Annotated in this window: 14 protein-coding genes and 1 riboswitch; of the genes, 8 read left to right on the top strand and 6 right to left on the bottom strand. The window is 36.8% G+C overall.

The genetic code is table 11. The features are described 5' to 3' along the window. Positions 1-422: 422 nt before the first annotated feature. The 5 genes from ES711_RS10885 to ES711_RS10905 all read right to left on the bottom strand — a co-directional run bounded on the left by ES711_RS10885 (position 423) and on the right by ES711_RS10905 (position 8,702). Complete coding sequence (locus tag ES711_RS10885; RefSeq protein ID WP_146893321.1) at positions 423-1,334, bottom strand: glycerophosphodiester phosphodiesterase family protein; 912 nt, start codon at positions 1,332-1,334, stop codon at positions 423-425. Positions 1,335-1,401: 67 nt separating this feature from the next. Next, entirely contained in the window at positions 1,402-2,976 is a 1,575-nt protein-coding gene (locus tag ES711_RS10890; RefSeq protein WP_211363070.1) for a calcineurin-like phosphoesterase C-terminal domain-containing protein, read from the bottom strand. 15 nt (positions 2,977-2,991) lie between these two features. Next, a complete protein-coding gene (locus ES711_RS10895) occupies positions 2,992-4,380 on the bottom strand; it encodes a SusD/RagB family nutrient-binding outer membrane lipoprotein (RefSeq protein WP_246139180.1) in 1,389 nt (462 codons plus the stop codon). A 56-nt stretch (positions 4,381-4,436) separates the two neighbouring features. Then, positions 4,437-7,709 (bottom strand): SusC/RagA family TonB-linked outer membrane protein, encoded by a 3,273-nt coding sequence (locus tag ES711_RS10900; RefSeq protein ID WP_146893324.1) that lies wholly within the window; start codon positions 7,707-7,709, stop codon positions 4,437-4,439. A gap of 447 nt (positions 7,710-8,156) precedes the next feature. Then, entirely contained in the window at positions 8,157-8,702 is a 546-nt protein-coding gene (locus tag ES711_RS10905) for an RNA polymerase sigma factor (protein WP_146893325.1), read from the bottom strand. A 226-nt stretch (positions 8,703-8,928) separates the two neighbouring features. After that, positions 8,929-9,025: riboswitch (TPP riboswitch) on the top strand. Between the two features lie 119 nt (positions 9,026-9,144). Between ES711_RS10905 and thiS the strand changes: the two genes are divergently transcribed. The 8 genes from thiS to ES711_RS10945 all read left to right on the top strand — a co-directional run bounded on the left by thiS (position 9,145) and on the right by ES711_RS10945 (position 16,361). Next, on the top strand, positions 9,145-9,348 hold the full coding sequence (gene thiS / locus ES711_RS10910) for a sulfur carrier protein ThiS (RefSeq protein WP_246139182.1): 204 nt from the start codon (positions 9,145-9,147) through the stop codon (positions 9,346-9,348). A 44-nt stretch (positions 9,349-9,392) separates the two neighbouring features. Then, complete coding sequence (thiC, locus tag ES711_RS10915) at positions 9,393-11,252, top strand: phosphomethylpyrimidine synthase ThiC (protein WP_146893326.1); 1,860 nt, start codon at positions 9,393-9,395, stop codon at positions 11,250-11,252. A gap of 154 nt (positions 11,253-11,406) precedes the next feature. Then, positions 11,407-11,991 carry a thiamine phosphate synthase gene (locus ES711_RS10920; RefSeq protein WP_146893327.1) on the top strand — a complete coding sequence of 195 codons (585 nt, stop codon included), beginning with the start codon at positions 11,407-11,409 and terminating at the stop codon, positions 11,989-11,991. Continuing rightward, a complete protein-coding gene (locus ES711_RS10925) occupies positions 11,988-12,752 on the top strand; it encodes a hydroxymethylpyrimidine/phosphomethylpyrimidine kinase (protein ID WP_146893328.1) in 765 nt (254 codons plus the stop codon). Before ES711_RS10920 ends, ES711_RS10925 begins: the two co-directional genes overlap by 4 nt. Then, complete coding sequence (gene thiE / locus ES711_RS10930) at positions 12,749-13,402, top strand: thiamine phosphate synthase (RefSeq protein ID WP_146893329.1); 654 nt, start codon at positions 12,749-12,751, stop codon at positions 13,400-13,402. The genes ES711_RS10925 and thiE overlap by 4 nt, the downstream gene beginning before the upstream one ends. After that, on the top strand, positions 13,399-14,172 hold the full coding sequence (locus tag ES711_RS10935) for a thiazole synthase (RefSeq protein ID WP_146893366.1): 774 nt from the start codon (positions 13,399-13,401) through the stop codon (positions 14,170-14,172). Before thiE ends, ES711_RS10935 begins: the two co-directional genes overlap by 4 nt. Then, on the top strand, positions 14,165-15,286 hold the full coding sequence (gene thiH / locus ES711_RS10940; protein ID WP_146893330.1) for a 2-iminoacetate synthase ThiH: 1,122 nt from the start codon (positions 14,165-14,167) through the stop codon (positions 15,284-15,286). The genes ES711_RS10935 and thiH overlap by 8 nt, the downstream gene beginning before the upstream one ends. A gap of 1 nt (position 15,287) precedes the next feature. Further along, positions 15,288-16,361: a ThiF family adenylyltransferase gene (locus ES711_RS10945; RefSeq protein ID WP_146893331.1), complete on the top strand. Its 1,074-nt coding sequence runs from the start codon at positions 15,288-15,290 to the stop codon at positions 16,359-16,361. A gap of 383 nt (positions 16,362-16,744) precedes the next feature. On the opposite strand, the gene ES711_RS10950 is transcribed toward ES711_RS10945, so the two are convergent. Then, positions 16,745-17,143 carry a response regulator gene (locus ES711_RS10950; protein ID WP_246139183.1) on the bottom strand — a complete coding sequence of 133 codons (399 nt, stop codon included), beginning with the start codon at positions 17,141-17,143 and terminating at the stop codon, positions 16,745-16,747. Positions 17,144-17,150 lie beyond the last annotated feature (7 nt).

A 17,150-nucleotide genomic window follows, 5' to 3' on the forward strand; every position in this document is an offset into this window, starting at 1 on the left:
TCTAGATGATTTTTTTAATCTGTGAATAGTTCAATTTTCTTAAATCACTCAGCCAATTCCTTCTGAATTCTTAATCTCTAATTATAAAGGAAGTCCGTATGTTTTCCTCCTTCGAGATAATAATCCATTTTCATATTACATGCAGCACATTGCCTCTTCATTTCCCAAAAGCTCCATTTCGGGCATGGCGCTTCCTGAAGGTCTTGGACACATTCCCCAATTTTGGCTGTCCATTTCGTTAACCCTTCTCGCTACTCTGGGTCCGCGCACTTCATTACCGAGCCAAAATCGTGAATAGCGTCCGCTTGATAAGAATTCCATTTTATCATTTGGTACCGCTTCCAATGTTTTTATACTTCAGAAAACCCCTTATTATCAGGCCTGATGATAACGGTGTGACTTTGGAAGCAATTATTATATAATTATTGTAATGCTTTCAAAACGCGTTCCGGATAATCAGTTATAATTCCATCGACATTTAAGAGGATCATCTGGTCTATATCTTTTTCGTTATTGACTGTCCACGGGATAACTTTCATTTGTAGAGATTTAATGGAGTCTATTATTTTTTGAGTTTTGAGCAGTTTGAAGTTTGGACTGTAAATTTGAGGTTTAAAATTTAATAGACCCATATTTTTCTGAATTCCTGCATTTGAAACGAGATATGCAATTTCAATTCGAGGATGCTTTTGATGAACTATATTCAGTAGGAAAGGATCAAACGACTGAATGGTTATCTGATCTTCCAAATGGTGGTCATAGACAATCTGCATAACTAGTGAAACAAAATCTTCAGGTAAGGGTTGATATATGCCATAAACTTTTTTATTTGATTTAAGCTCAATGTTATATTTTACTAGCGGTAACCTCTTTTCCTTAATTTCATTTTCTATGGTATTTAAGACATCACTTAATAACGGCTTAAAGGTTTTTAGATTTTTTTGGTCTGGAAAGTTAATATTTCCTCTACTGCCACTATCAAAAGATTTGATGCTGTCATAGGTCATCTGAAAAAGGTTATAGCTGAGCTCTTCAGTCTTTAAAACAGGATCGCCAGATGGTTTGGACATGTATAAAGAAGACATGTAGGGCTCATGGGATACAACTACTTTGCCATCTTTACTGATAACTACATCAAGTTCGATGACATCTACCCCTTTATGAAGTGCGCTTAAAAATCCTTCGAGAGTATTTTCAGGCACATTTCCGCGATCTCCACGATGGCCTTGGACTTCCGTTTTCTGTGTTTCTAATGGTAATTCTTTATCACTATTTGATTTACAGCCTATGGTGAATATTATGAGTAAGACAATTAGTTTATGAAGTGTTTGCATCTGATAAAATTATTAAGGTGTACTCAACCCGGTTAGAATGAGCACCCCTTGGTTTTTTAATTATGTATTATTGTTTAGGATTTTCCAATCTATAAGAACTGCTGGCTCTATGTTCTTTGCCAAACATGTCCGTGGCTTTAATGTCAATACGGTGTACGCCTACTTCAAGTTTTGTAGGTATAGAACCTCGCCATAAATGCGTGCTGATAATGGGGTTTGAGGAGCGTCTACCAGCCATTAGATTAGGATTGGTATCCCATTCCTTAACTAATGCTGCGTATGAAGGATCATAGTCAAGAACGTAGGTCATAGGTTTCCATTCGCCATTATCAATTCTATACTCTACAACATCTCCTTCTTTACCCATAAAAAAATTGGCATATATGCCTGCTTTTGTGTTTCTGCCTTTAGCTACGACTTGGGGAGCAAAAACCTCTATTTGATATGCTTTAGGTTTTCCAGCAACTTTATATTCAACAGTGTAATTGCTATTCTCAAAATGGATAAATGCATATCCCTTTGGCGTACCATCTCTCATCGTTGAAATAGGAACTCCAAATTCATCTAGTTTTCCAGAATACCAATCACCAGACGTAGTACCTACATTGTATTCATGATGTGGTTTTTCTCTTAACCAACCATCCGATTTGGTAAAAAAGTTCTGCTTTTGAATGTGTGTGTGTGCAGAAAGTGACAAGGTGTTAGGATAGTCTTTTAATAAACGAAAAAGTTGGGCTCTATCTTCATCCCTAAAGGAATCGCCATCTGGTTCACTTAGTGGGATATGAAAGGCCAAAACAATTAAATGATCTTTAGGGACATATTTTAAATCGTTAGCTATAAAATTTAATTGATCTGCGCGAAATCCTCCCCAATAGCCTTTAGAATCTCTAGGGTCAGGGTACAAAACATTGTCGAGAACAATAAAGTGCACCTTACCATAATTGAAAGCATAGTTGGCAGGTCCAAAATGGGCTTCATAGGTTTCATCACTCATTTTGTCTGTTGTAGCATCAAAGTTAAGATCATGGTTTCCTAACACGTTGTACCACGGTATACCAATTCTTTTTACGGCGGTGAGATAGGGCTCAAACAGACTCAGATCATCACCAACCAAATCACCTAAACTAATGCCGAAACGAATATCTTTGATCCCTTCAAGCCCTGAAATAATGCCTTTTTTGAAATACTCTATTTCTTCAAGGGTATAAGCTTGTGGGTCACCAAACACCAGTGCGCTGAAATTAGTAGGTTCTTCAGTTTCGATCAATCCAAAATCTAATGATTTAGGTGGTCTTCCGGTAGGTGAAACCCCTTCAAATTTTGATTTTGGAGAACCATTCGGTTTGTAATTATAGAAAAACTGCGGAAGATTATTTTCATCGGTTGCAAAAGTATATCCTGCCGGTTTTATAACTGAGATGATATTATCGGTACCTAATGGCAATTCATACATTCCATTTTCATTGGTCAATACTACCTGCTCGCCATTGGTAACGGCAACATTTTCAATCCCTTTTTCCCGTCGTTCCTTTTTGCTGTTTTGGTTAAGGTCATGATACACATAACCAGAGATCCTGTTTTGTGCAGAGACAGCTAAGGTTAATAGGGTTGTACTTAGAATTATAAAATATGTTTTCATCATTTTTTTACTTATTTAGTTATCCCACCAAACGGTAGTATTAATATCATCAGGGCCACCTAACATTTCAATAGCTTTTCCATAATTAGAAGCATTGTTGATTTGAACATTGGTAGGGTAGTAGAAACGCGCGGGCATCACTTTGTCGTTTAACATCGCATCTGTAGTAGGTAATTTGGGCAAACCTGTACGTCTATATTCAAACCATTGTTGGTAGTCAACAAAGTAAAGCGCATAATATTTTTGAAGCATGATCTGTGCTAAAGTACCATCATATTTAACTGCTGCGTTATCGAAGTATGTTGACGACACTTCAGTATCATATTGATTTATAGCCGCAGTAATGCCTTTCTTATAGTGTGTTTCTGCTCCCGTTAGATAACCTCGTTGTGCCAATTCTGCTTTTATAAATTCTACTTCGGCATACGTTAAAATGAAAATTTGCATTGGGTTTTCTACTTGATCAATATTTAATGTGGACGCATTAAATTCAAATTGCGATTCTGGGCCATTATAACCGCTTGGGATGCCTTTGTAGCCTATATCAACATTGTCATTATCTTGAGCTTTTGTCGCTATAAAAGGGAGTCTTGGATCTTCAAGTGTTTTTAGGTTCTCGATAAAAAACTCTCCTATTTTTACGCTCAAGCGAAAATCTTGAGGTCTGCCCCATGGCGATACGTTAGGTGTCACTCCTGTAACTTGTAGCATCGCTGATTCTTCATTATTTTCGAAAACAGGATAGACATCAGGGTTGTTAATCATGTTCGTCATTTGCTGAAAAGCGTTGGTTTCTGATCTATTAGATACACGAAGTAATAGTCTCAAATGCAATGAATTTGTGAATTTCTGCCACTTTTTTACGTCATTTTGAAACAGAATATCATCGGCGTAGGACAGATTTTTTGTAGTGTCATATAATGTATTGGCTTTTTCAAGATCGGCCAAGATGGTTTTGTAGATAAATTCTTGTGTATCAAAGGCTGGATAAAAATTACCTTCATCACCCTTGACAGCTTCAGTCATTGGAACGGGCCCAAACATATCCGTTAAATTAGCATATACCATGGCGTTAAGTGTCAAAGCGATGGCTTCGTAATTCTTGTCTTCCGCATTAATGGCTGCTAAGTGCATTTGTTTAATGTTATTAAGCCATTTATAGTAATTGTACCATGATGAATTTCCTATGTTTTGACTAACATCATAGCGATGTAACCCCCCTGATACACTAGGAAACGGTACAGAAACTTGCATTAAATCGAAGGTAATGCTGGCACTTCTGTTGACGTTGTGTGTGGCCAAGCCATAAATGATTGGATTAATCAATGTTCCAGGACTGATTTCGTTAATACGATTGGGGTCTTCATTGGTTTCAGCAAAATTGTTTGTACATGATGTTAGCATGTTAAAACAATATATGGTACAAATTATATATTTTAATGTTGTCATTTTATCTGAATTTATAAGTTTACTTTTAAGTTGATCCCGTACGATGCCGGGGAAGGTAATTGTCCCATTTCGATTCCTGGTAAAATAGTATCACCGTTTAAGGCCGCAGTTTCAGGATCATAAATTGGGAAATCTGAAACAGTCGCCAAGTTCCTTCCGAATAAAGAAATATTTAAACCTGAAATACCAGTGTTCTTTAATGTCCTTGTGGAAAAATTGTATTGAATACTCAATTCTCTCAGTTTTAAGAACGACGCATCAAAAGAATTCGACTCCACGTTAGCACGACGGTAATAGCGGTTATACCAATCTGGAGTGATTACTTCTTTAGTGTTCATGGTGTAGGTGCCATCAGTATTTAAGACGACCCCGTCACCAATTATAACACCCTCTTCTCGGCCCAGATAGGTTGATGTTAGTTTTCCTTGCTGCACACTTTTATGGTGCGTTTGCGAATAAATAATACCACCATATTGCCCATCCAAAAGCACATTAAATGTGACATTCCCGAAACTAAAACTGTTGTTTAATCCAGCTTTCCAATCTGCACTGGCATCACCAATATATTGTATTTCATCAGGGTAGGCAGGAAGTCCAGCAGTGTCATAAACTATTTTACCCTCAGGAGAGCGTTCAAATCCATAACCGTAGATAGCAGTCGTTGTGCCTCCAACTTTGGCTAATAAGGTTGCATTTCCTCCTGATCCGATTTCTTGTTGACCGTCTATACCGTCTGCAAGTTTCATGACCCTATTCCAATTTCGGGCCCAGGTTAGGGTGCTTTTCCATTTGAACGTCTCACCATCGATAATTTTTGCGCCAATTGAGAATTCTACCCCACGATTACGCACTTCCCCAGAATTCAATACACCAGAACTATACCCTGTAGTAATATCTAACGGCACGGAGATAATTTGGTTCTTGGTATTGGTTTCATATACGGTGGCGTCCAAATTGATTTTATTGTCAAATAGGCGCGCTTCTATGCCGGTCTCATAACTGGTTGTGATTTCTGGTTTAAAGTTGGCATTGTATAAATTGGTGGAAACTGAGGCCGAGCTAGGAAATGCATTTTGACTGTAATAATTGCTTGTTTTGTAGGGATCTGTGTCGTTACCCACTTGTGCATATGAAAAACGGTATTTTAAATAGTCCATAGCTTTGGGTAGACTGAAAATTTCAGTCATGATAAAACTCACATTTGCTGACGGATAGAAGAAGGCGTTATTCTGTGCTGGCAACGTGCTCGACCAATCGTTTCTACCAGTAACATCTAAGAAGATTTTATTATCAAAGCCTAACGAAAAGAGGCCGTATAAACTGTTAACCTTTTTGTTTTTATCATAAGTCTGAACTAAAGGATTATTGACGCCATTAGCTAATTTATAAACGTTAGGAACAACCAAACCATCAACAAAAGCATCAGTTCTCCTGTATTTATAATCCATGGAATTACCCCCAACAGATGCCGATAGTGATACTAGAGCACTAAGGTCTGTTTCATAACTTAATAAGAAATCAGTATTGACTTCTTGTTTCCAAATATCTTGAGTTTCATAATAGCCTTGTTTATAACGGTTAATGCTATAAGGTCTTTTCTGCTCCCGTTCTTGATAATACGTGTTTAATGAAGTTCTTAACATTAATTCCAACTGAGATGCCAATTGAATTTTCCCAAAAACATTTCCTGTAATTTGATTACTCGCTAAACTATTGGTGGCTTCATAGGCAATTAAATAAGGGTTGTCAATGTAGGAACTAAAGGGTTGAATTTGTTGAATTTGATGTTGTCCCTGCTGCCAAATATTTCGGTACCAGTCCAAATCAACATTCGGGTTCTGAAAAATCATAAAGTATGAAATAGAACCATTGTTGTATCCTGTACTTGGTAAATTATCACTGCTTCTGTTATTGTAATTGACTACCGAGCCAATTTTTACATGGTCTGAAATTTGATAGTTGGAATTTATGGAAGCTGTTACCCTTTCAAAACCTGTATTTGGCATAATCCATTCGTTTTTTGAATGTCCGACGGAAAGTCGCATAGAACCTTTTTCATTACCACCCTGAATGGATATATTATTTGTGGTTGTAATCCCGGTACGCCAGAAGTCTTTGCGGTTGTCTTTAAAGGGTTGCCATAATTGAGGCTCTAAAGATTGTCCTTCTAAATTCGGGTCGTATTGGTAATAATACTGGTCATTAAATTCTGGGCCCCATGCACTACTGGTTCCACCCGTGCTACTGCCATCTTCTGATGCACCATAAGAATAATAGGGATTCCCTGCTTTATCAAAACTTTTACCCGTTCCTTGACCGTATTTATATTGCCAATCTGGCCATCGTTGAATGATGTCTAGGTTGATACTTGAATTGAAGGTAATTCCCAATCCTTTAGACTTTTTGCCAGATTTTGTGGTAATAATTAAGGCACCATTGGCAGCTCGACTTCCGTAAAGCGCAGTTGCCCCAGGTCCTTTTAAAACGGTTACGTTTTCAATATCATCCAAATTAATATCTGAAATTCCATTTCCGTAATCGATTGGAGAATCTTCACCAATATAGGCGTTGGATGATCCTGATGTCGTCATTTCACTATTTATAGGAACACCGTCTACAACAATGAGAGCATTATTTCCATTGGCATTTAGCGAGTTATTACCTCTAAGGGTTATTTGTTGCGAGTTCATTGGCCCAGAACCAGACGATAGTATGTTTAGACCAGCCACTTTTCCTATTAATCCAGAGGACCAATTGTTAGGACTAGTTTGGGCCAAACTTTCACCATCAACGGTAGATTGGGAGAACCCTAATCTTTTTTCTTCCCGTTTAATCCCCAATGCGGTAACAACTACTTCATTTAAACCATTGATGTCCTCTTGTAGCATAATTTCCAGTACAGTATCGGTATTCGCTAATACCGTCTTAGTTGTGAATCCCATATAAGAAACAGCTATACTGGTGTTTTCTGCTGTCAAGGTTAATTGAAAATTACCGTCGATATCTGTTATAGTGCCATTGATTGTACCTTGTTCAATGACAGTTGCTCCGGCCAAAGGGAAACCAGACGAATCCATTACTTTACCCCTTATAACTATTTTTTGTTTTGATGAAAAACTGTGGAATGGTGGCGCAATCTCCGCGGCTAGTGTTTTGTGTTTAAATTCAGAGCTTTTATTAGAGATAATAGTTGAAGCTGTGGTACTTAGTGTAGATGATAAGCATAATATATAAATTGACTTTTGTAATAATTGACTTTTAAGAAAGAGAATTTTGTTGTTCATTTCAATCGGTTAACATTAGTTGATAGTTTAATACTACTTTTAAATAGTGGTACCATTTTCTTTAGCAGTGAATGGGTTGTTGATAAGTGTTGGTTTTGATTTTTTCTTATAGTGTTATGTTTTTTAGTTGTCATTCTTCAATTGGCGCAAATCAGTTTCTGGCTTAAGTGTCACTCACTTCTCAAGTTGTAGATGAGGTTTCTGAAAATTTTTCTTCATAGGGATATGCTATGTTGAAGGATTCAATAGGTCTTTATGATGTGACAGAAATATTTGTGCATTTGTTAGATAAGTGGATAAAGTGTTCTTCTTATAAAATGATGTCGTTTTATAGCAAGTCGCATTTCTCGAGGTTATCACGTAGTGAAGAAAGTGAGGTTAATGATTTCTTAAAATTGCAACTCTCTACTTTGCATAAAAGAAACATAGTCTTAACCTAGGAAGTTTTTAATTGAGATGTAAAGAGGATTTTAGTTGTTTGATGGCGTCACTGATATGTTTTTCTACAGTACGGATAGAGATATTAAGTTTTATTGCAATTTCATTGTTTGATAAATACTCAAATCTACTCAGTAAAAAAACGTTTTTACATTTTGGGGTGAGTTTGTCAATTTCTGAAAGTAAGTTAGTTTCCAACTCTAAATACTCTATATTTCTTTCAGACGATTCTAATTGAGGTGTTTTTTGATCAGTAATTAATTGGTTGGATATATATTTTAGTCCTCTAATATGTGAAGATATTTTATATTTTATCGCCCTAAAGAGGTAGGCTTCAATGTTTGTTAATTCTACAGTCTCGTATTTTTCCCAGAGACTCATAAATACTTCTTGGACGATATCTTCACAGATTTTTTCCTCATTATACAAACTGTTAGCATAACCATAAAGAGATTTCCAAAAACGTTTATAGATTTCATTAAAAACGTCTTTATCACCTTCGTTTAGCAGTTTTTGAAGGGTTTCGTTTGATAAGTTTATATAGTTGATTTTCATATACAGCTGTTTTCAACAAATGTATATTTTATTGACAGTGGGAAGCGGATAGGGAGATTATGATAAGGTTAAAGTTGATCAGGATTTAGGTTTATTAATCAAATTGATGAGGCCTATAAAGAAATGATAACAGATAGGCCAAGGTCAATATTTCGGTCTTATTTCATTTCAAGATAAAGAAAAGTACAATAATTTGGTAGAAGTAAATATTTCATTAAGTTTGTCCTGTAAACTTTAGGGGTGTTCTAAATATGTAGAACTGAGAAAAACCCTTTGAACCTGATCCGGTTAGTACCAGCGAAGGGAAAAGTAACAAAATCCACAACTTAATGTGTGGACCTACTTTTTATAATTGTACGCCATCTAAGGCTGTACTTTCATTTCAAATTGATCCTTTCTCGAACCTTTAAATTTTACAGCATATTTAAAAATATACTGTACTATGATTAAATTACTGGTTAATGAGAAATCTATAGAAGTCAGCAACGATTTCAACATCCTTCAATTACTTCATCAGATAAAATCTCCACAAGATGGTATAGCTGTCGCAGTTAATAATACCATTATTTCAAAAAATTCTTGGGCGACTAAAATGTTTCATGAAAATGACACTGTTTTGATTATTCAGGCCACTCAAGGAGGGTAATTACTTCATTCAACACTAACATATTTACTTAAAAGCATTGCATTATGAAACCTAAGGACACCGCACCAAAACAAGAGTCAATTACAAGACAGCCTTTTCCAAATTCTAAAAAAATCTACGTATCAGGTAAAATCCACCCGCACATCAATGTTGGGATGCGCGAAATATATTTAAGCGATACAAAAGATTCTTTCACGGGAAAAATGACTACCAACGAGCCGGTAACTGTATATGATACTTCTGGTCCCTATACAGATCCAAACAAAGCTATTGATATTCATAAGGGTATTGAAAGAATTCGCGAGCAATGGATTTTGGACAGAAATAATGTGGAACAATTAGAGGCGTTTTCATCTAGCTATTCCAAGCGGCGCTTGAATGACACCAGCTTAGATCATATGCGTTTCTCACTATTGAGAAAACCTTTGCGCGCAAAAGAGGGAGAAAATGTAACCCAATTACATTATGCAAAAAAGGGAATTATAACGCCAGAAATGGAATACATCGCTATTCGTGAAAATCAACGAATAGATGAAATGACCGAAATTAGAAAGCAGCACAAAGGAGAACACTTTGGTGCCTCTATTCCAGCTAAAATCACTGCGGAATTTGTGCGAGATGAAGTTTCCAGAGGTCGTGCTGTCATTCCATCCAATATCAATCATCCAGAGGCTGAACCCATGATCTTGGGACGAAATTTTTTGGTGAAAATTAACGCTAATATCGGAAATTCTGCTACAACATCCTCCATTGAAGAAGAAGTCGAAAAAGCAGTTTGGGCCTGTCGGTGGGGCGCAGACAATATTATGGACTTGTCCACCGGTCAGAACATCCATGAAACCCGAGAGTGGATTATCCGTAATTCTCCCGTACCAGTAGGAACGGTGCCAATTTACCAGGCCTTGGAAAAAGTAAATGGGGTTGCCGAGGATTTAACCTGGGAAATATTTCGCGATACATTGATTGAGCAAGCAGAACAAGGCGTTGATTATTTTACAATCCATGCCGGCGTACTGTTGCGTTATGTGCCCATGACCGCCAATCGCGTTACAGGAATCGTTTCTAGAGGAGGTTCTATTATGGCAAAATGGTGTTTGGCGCACCATAAGGAAAGTTTTTTATATACTCATTTCGAAGATATTTGTGAAATATTAAAAAAGTACGATGTTGCATTCTCATTAGGTGATGGTTTACGCCCTGGTTCTATTGCTGATGCCAATGATGAAGCCCAGTTTGCCGAATTGGAAACTTTAGGAGAATTAACAAAAATAGCCCGAAAACACGAGGTACAGTGTTTTATTGAAGGACCCGGGCACGTGCCTATGCATATGATCAAGGAAAATATGGAGAAGCAAATTGAAGTTTGTGATGAAGCACCTTTCTATACTTTAGGACCATTGACCACTGATATTGCTCCAGGTTACGACCACATAACTTCCGGTATTGGTGCTGCAATGATTGGTTGGTTTGGCTGTGCCATGTTATGTTACGTTACTCCAAAGGAACATTTAGGATTGCCCAATAAAGAAGATGTACGTGTAGGCGTGATAACCTATAAAATAGCCGCGCACGCTGCTGACTTGGCAAAAGGTCATCCAGGGGCGCAGCATAGGGACAATGCGTTGAGTATGGCACGTTTTGAATTTCGATGGGAAGACCAATTTAATTTAGGTCTCGACCCTGAGCGCGCGCTGGAGTATCACGATGAAACCTTACCTGCAGATGGCGCAAAATTAGCCCACTTTTGTTCTATGTGTGGCCCTAAATTCTGTTCCATGAAAATATCACATGAAGTACGAAATTTTGCCATTAATAATAACATTGTGGACAATGAGGTCATCCAAAAAGGAATGGATGAAAAATCGCAAGAATTTAAAGATAAAGGTTCAGAGGTATATTTGTAATAATTTGGAAGTTCCAACGCTTTAAAAAAAGCGTGGTCGGGCTTTCCGTTTTATCTTTTGCAGAAAATGCAATAGGATGTCACTGCAATCCCTAACTCAGAAACATTATTTCACACAAGTTTTAGCAACTTATTATAAAAAACAATAATCTATTATGATAATTCTAATAGCTCCAGAGAAAGATACCGTTAACGAAATAGAAATTCTACATCAATTATTTGAAGAGGGATTAGAGTGGTACCATCTTAGAAAACCGTTTAAAAATTACGATGAGCATGTGACGTATTTAAATGAAATAGATAAGAAATACCATAACCGAATTGTTGTGCACAATTTTCATGAATTAATAAATACCTTCAATTTAAAGGGCATTCATTTTCAAGAACAAATGAGAAAAGATACTATCGACAATCCCGGACGGTATTTTAAAAACTTGGAAATGTATGGTAAAACTATTAGCTCCTCCTTTCATGAACCGGAAGCTATAGAAGAGTGCTATTTCGAGTTTGATTATCATCTTTTAAGTCCCGTGTTTACATCCCTATCCAAACAAGGTTATAAAGGTCGTGGCTTTGATGTGAATCATATTGATAAAACCATTATCGGAATGGGCGGTGTAAGTTCAGGAAACATCGAATCTTTTAAAACTTTAGGTTATAAAGGTGTGGGTGTTTTAGGAGGGGTCTGGAACAGCGCTCATCCTGTGGAGGCTTTTAAAGACATAAAAAAACTATTTTGAGCAAACACAAATTCATACTAACCATTGCCGGGCATGATCCTAGCGGCGGTGCAGGGATTACTTCAGATATCAAAGCCTTTGAAGCTCATGGGGTTTATGCTTTGTCAGTTTGTACGGCAGTCACCGTTCAAAACGATATTAAATTTAAATCTTGTAGCTGGGTGACTACTGATATTGTTATGGCTCAAATTGACATCCTCTTTGAGCAATTTGAAATCCTAGTAGTCAAAATCGGAATTATCGAATCGTGGCAGTCTTTACTACTTGTTTTAGAAAAACTACATGCCCATAACCCTGAAATAAAAGTCGTTTTAGATCCCATTCTTACAGCAAGTGCGGGATTCGATTTTCATTCCAATGAAGAACAGAGTGTGCTGGATAATATTTGGCAACTTTGCTATATCATAACGCCTAATTATGATGAAATTCAGAATTTATATCCTGAAATGACCATTGAAGAAACACTTAACCACATCAGTAATTTGACAAATGTCTATCTGAAAGGTGGGCACAGGGCGTATAAAAAAGGATGGGATGAACTGTATCACAGTAGTATTGTGGTTGTCAATATACCGCCTAATACAGCTGAGGTTTTTGAAAAACATGGAAGCGGTTGCGTCTTTTCCTCCGCTTTGGCCAGCAATATTGCTTTAGAAATTGAATTGGAGGATGCTTGTAGAAATGCTAAACTTTATACAGAACAATTTTTGAATTCTCACACTTCGCTACTAGGAATACACCATAAAACAGTATTAACATGATATCAAAATTACAGTATATATCACAGGGCGATAGTTTAAAAGAGCATTTGGATAATATTACAAATGCATGTAGATCAGGTGCCGACTGGGTGCAGTTGCGTCTAAAAAATTTGGAGTATGAAACGCTTCTAAAAACAGCAGAAAAAGCTAGGGAAATCACCAATCAGTATCAAGCCCGATTCATCCTTAATGACCATTATAAAATAGCCAAAACGGTAAAAGCGGACGGGGTGCATTTAGGAAAGACAGATGCTTGTCCTATGGTGGTCAGGGAGCATTTATACAGTTGGCAATTCGTTGGGGGCACAGCAAATACCAGTCAAGATTGTAAGGAAATTATAGATAAAAAAGTAGATTATATAGGATTGGGACCTTTCAGATTTACAAAAACGAAAACTAATTTAAGTCCTGTTTTAGGCTTGGATGGCTATATAAACGTACTACAATCTCTTAGAATCGAAATTCCCATGATTGCAATTGGAGGAATAACCCTAAATGATGTTCCTGAAATTATAAAAACCGGTGTTTATGGTATTGCGGTATCTCAAGAAATCACCCAAGATTTCAACCAAATTAAATCATTTCAGAAGCTTCTAGGAATTTCAAAATTTCAAGAAGACCTATGGAATACAAATCAAAATTCAATATGATAGATGTGCTAAAAATAGCCGATAAAACCTTCAATTCCAGATTATTTACTGGGACGGGTAAATTCAGTAGTTCGCAAGTAATGCAAGAGGCTATTGTTGCTTCTGAAAGCGAATTAGTTACGGTGGCCTTAAAAAGAGTAGAATTAGAAAATGAGTCTGATGATATTATGATGCATCTCAAAGCAAAACACCTGAATGTGTTGCCAAATACCTCCGGAGTAAGAACCGCTAAAGAAGCTGTTTTTGCTGCGCAATTGGCCAGGGAAGCTTTAGGAACACATTGGATAAAATTAGAGATTCATCCAGATCCAAAATATTTACTACCAGATCCCATTGAAACTTTAAAAGCCGCTGAAGCGTTAGTAAAATTAGGTTTTGTTGTCATGCCTTATATCCATGCCGATCCGGTTTTATGCAAACGTTTAGAAGATGTAGGAGCACAATGTGTGATGCCATTAGGGGCTCCAATAGGCAGCAACAAAGGAATTATGACTCGAGATTTTTTAGAAATTATTATAGAGCAAAGCAATGTTCCCGTAATCGTGGATGCTGGAATTGGAGCACCCTCGCACGCAGCGTACGCCATGGAATTGGGTGCTGATGCGGTTTTGGTCAATACCGCTATTGCTGTCAGTCAAAACCCCATTCAAATGGCGAAAGCCTTTAAATTAGCTGTACAAGCAGGTAGAATGGCTTACAAAGCAAAACTGGCCTCTAAAAAACAATATGCAGAAGCAAGCAGTCCTTTAACATCCTTTTTGAATGCGTAATTTTAAAAATACTTTCGATTTATACGATTGGGATACCCTAGAACAAGACATTTATAATATTTCTTCAAATGATGTTCAGCGCGTATTAGGAAAAGAGAAGATCACATTGAAAGATTTTAAAGTGTTGATTTCTCCGGCCGCTAAACCCTTTATTGAACAAATGGCACAGCGTAGTCAAGCGCTCACAAAAAAGCGTTTTGGCAATACCATCCAGATGTATCTTCCTATGTATCTTTCTAACGAATGTCAAAATATTTGTACCTACTGTGGATTTAGTATGACAAATAAAATAAGAAGGAAAACTCTTTCTGATAAAGAAATTCTCGAAGAAGTAGCCCACATTAAACGCTTGGGTTATGATCATATTCTTTTAGTTACTGGCGAAGCCAATAGTACGGTTGGTGTTTCCTATTTAAAAAATGCCATCGGTTTAATTAGAGAACATTTCTCAAATATTAGTATTGAAGTGCAACCTTTAGATCAAGAAGACTATGAAACTCTTATTGAAGAAGGTCTGTATGCGGTTTTGGTATATCAAGAAACCTATCATAAAGCAACCTACAAAATACATCACCCAAAAGGTAAGAAATCAAATTTTGATTATAGGATGGACACTCCAGATCGTTTAGGAAAAGCGGGGGTTCATAAAATTGGAATCGGCGCTTTGTTTGGTCTGGAAGACTGGAGAGTCGATAGTTTTTATACCGCATTACATTTAAAATATTTACAGAAGACCTATTGGAAGACAAAATATTCCATCTCATTTCCAAGACTGCGTCCGCACGAAGGCAATGTGCAACCAAAAGTTGAAATGACAGATGCTGATTTGGTGCAATTAATTTGCGCTTACCGCATGTTGGATGAAGATGTAGAATTGTCCATGTCTACACGTGAAAGCGCAAAATTCAGAAATAATATAATCAAGCTCGGAATAACCTCTATAAGTGCCGAGTCTAAAACTAACCCAGGCGGTTATGCCGTTGCTCCAGAATCATTGGAACAGTTTGAGATTTCAGATGAAAGAAGTACCGAAGAAATTAAACAAATGATACAATCTCAAGGGTATGAAGTTGTATGGAAAGATTGGGATGAAACATTTTCAAAATCAGTTTAAAATGAATTTATCCAAAGGGGAACAAGAACAATATAGCAGACATTTACGACTTGATGAGGTCGGAAAAGCTGGCCAATTAAAATTAAAACACGCAAAGGTGTTGGTCATTGGTGCCGGCGGACTGAGTTGTCCTATTTTGCAATATTTGTCAGCAGCAGGGGTGGGGACGATTGGTATTGTAGACGATGACATTGTTGAACAATCAAATCTTCAGCGTCAAATACTTTACACCCATAAAGATCTTGGCAAATGTAAAGCAGTCACTGCTGTTGAACGATTGAAAGGGTTAAATCCATATATTCAATTTAAGACCTATCCAACTAGACTAAAAAAGGACAATGCTCTTGAAATATTAGAGCCCTGGGATATTATAGTTGATGGAACAGATAATTTTCCTACGCGATACTTAATTAATGATGCTGCTGTATTGCTAAATAAACCCATAGTATTTGGATCCATTCATAAATTTGAGGGGCAGGTGTCCGTATTTAATTTTAATAATGGGCCAACCTATAGGTGTTTATATCCAACACCACCAAAACTAAACGAAATTCCAAATTGCTCAGAAATCGGCGTTTTAGGTGTCTTGCCTGGTATTATTGGAAGTTTACAAGCCAATGAAGTTTTAAAAATAATCTTAGGTCTGGGAAATATAATGTCAGGGCAACTTTTAACTTTTGATGCACTGTCCTTAAAGCAAACATTGTTATTTGTTGAAAAGAATATATCGAGTAACATCACAACTTTGGAAGATGATTACCAAGCATTTTGTGGCATTCCAAAAGATATCGAAGAAATTAGTTACCAGGTTTATGAAGAACACCCGACAAGTTTTAATTTACTTGATGTGAGAACCCAAACGGAAAGAGATGCATACTACATTAAGAGCATTCATATTCCTTTGGATGAATTGTCCAAACGGTTCCATGAAATTCCTGATAATAAGAAGTTGTTGGTATGCTGTCAATCTGGAATCCGCAGTAAATTGGCGATTAAAATATTGCAACAAAATAAATTTAGAAGAGAGCTGGTGAATCTAAAGGGCGGTTTAAAGAGTATAATATCAAAAGCTTAGGATGTGTTTTAAACTTTATGTCGGTCATAAACGGTTTTAACTTTAGATTGGGTGTTCAGATTGTTGATATAAAAAACGTTAATTCCGCACTCAATGTGATTACTAATCGAGTTCCAAGAGCTAAAACCTCCATTGACCGTGAAAATTTCTGCAAGCATTATTTAATCTCCTTTATAGTAGGACTTGATGATACACAAATTGGATACGCTCTTCACCTCCTATGTAGAGAAACGTTTTATTAGCGCAGATATTTACTCTCAATGATTTATATGATAGAAACATGCCACAGGCCATGCTTTTTTATAAAATATATTCTTATTCCTGAAAATACCTAATTGTAAAAAGTATATTGATGGACAGGGTGAGCGTAAATTATTTTCCCATCACCCAAGTATATTAATAAGTTTGGCTTTATTAAGTGGTTTTTCTATAAACCCTGAAACTAAATGATTTGCTTTCGCGAAGTTTATGTCACTAAGATTAATGGACGACGAGAGGATATAAATAGTGTATTGCTCCTTTACTGAGGCGTCCAAAAGCTCAAACGCTTCAAGAAATTCCCACCCCGAAAGAGTGGGCATATTGATGTCCAAAAAGAGTATTGTTTTTGTTTTGGTATCGTTTTTTGCTCCTTCAAATTTTAGAAATTCCAATCCGTCTTCTGGTACAATAAAGTCATGAACGCGTATTTCTCCAAATGTTTTTTTCAGGATCATCTTTGTCAGGAAGTTGTTTAGAGGATCATCATCAACTAAGATGAACCTCCTTATTGTTTGTGTCATTTCAATG

This window comes from Gelidibacter salicanalis (assembly GCF_007997285.1).
GTDB classification, from domain to species: domain Bacteria; phylum Bacteroidota; class Bacteroidia; order Flavobacteriales; family Flavobacteriaceae; genus Gelidibacter; species Gelidibacter salicanalis.

Coding starts and splice junctions, on each gene's coding strand:
- ES711_RS10885 (WP_146893321.1), bottom strand. CDS start 1,334: ATGCAAACACTTCATAAACTAATTGTCTTACTCATAATATTCACCATA.
- ES711_RS10890 (WP_211363070.1), bottom strand. CDS start 2,976: ATGAAAACATATTTTATAATTCTAAGTACAACCCTATTAACCTTAGCT.
- ES711_RS10895 (WP_246139180.1), bottom strand. CDS start 4,380: ATGCTAACATCATGTACAAACAATTTTGCTGAAACCAATGAAGACCCC.
- ES711_RS10900 (WP_146893324.1), bottom strand. CDS start 7,709: ATGAACAACAAAATTCTCTTTCTTAAAAGTCAATTATTACAAAAGTCA.
- ES711_RS10905 (WP_146893325.1), bottom strand. CDS start 8,702: ATGAAAATCAACTATATAAACTTATCAAACGAAACCCTTCAAAAACTG.
- thiS (WP_246139182.1), top strand. CDS start 9,145: ATGATTAAATTACTGGTTAATGAGAAATCTATAGAAGTCAGCAACGAT.
- thiC (WP_146893326.1), top strand. CDS start 9,393: ATGAAACCTAAGGACACCGCACCAAAACAAGAGTCAATTACAAGACAG.
- ES711_RS10920 (WP_146893327.1), top strand. CDS start 11,407: ATGATAATTCTAATAGCTCCAGAGAAAGATACCGTTAACGAAATAGAA.
- thiE (WP_146893329.1), top strand. CDS start 12,749: ATGATATCAAAATTACAGTATATATCACAGGGCGATAGTTTAAAAGAG.
- ES711_RS10935 (WP_146893366.1), top strand. CDS start 13,399: ATGATAGATGTGCTAAAAATAGCCGATAAAACCTTCAATTCCAGATTA.
- thiH (WP_146893330.1), top strand. CDS start 14,165: ATGCGTAATTTTAAAAATACTTTCGATTTATACGATTGGGATACCCTA.
- ES711_RS10945 (WP_146893331.1), top strand. CDS start 15,288: ATGAATTTATCCAAAGGGGAACAAGAACAATATAGCAGACATTTACGA.
- ES711_RS10950 (WP_246139183.1), bottom strand. CDS start 17,143: ATGACACAAACAATAAGGAGGTTCATCTTAGTTGATGATGATCCTCTA.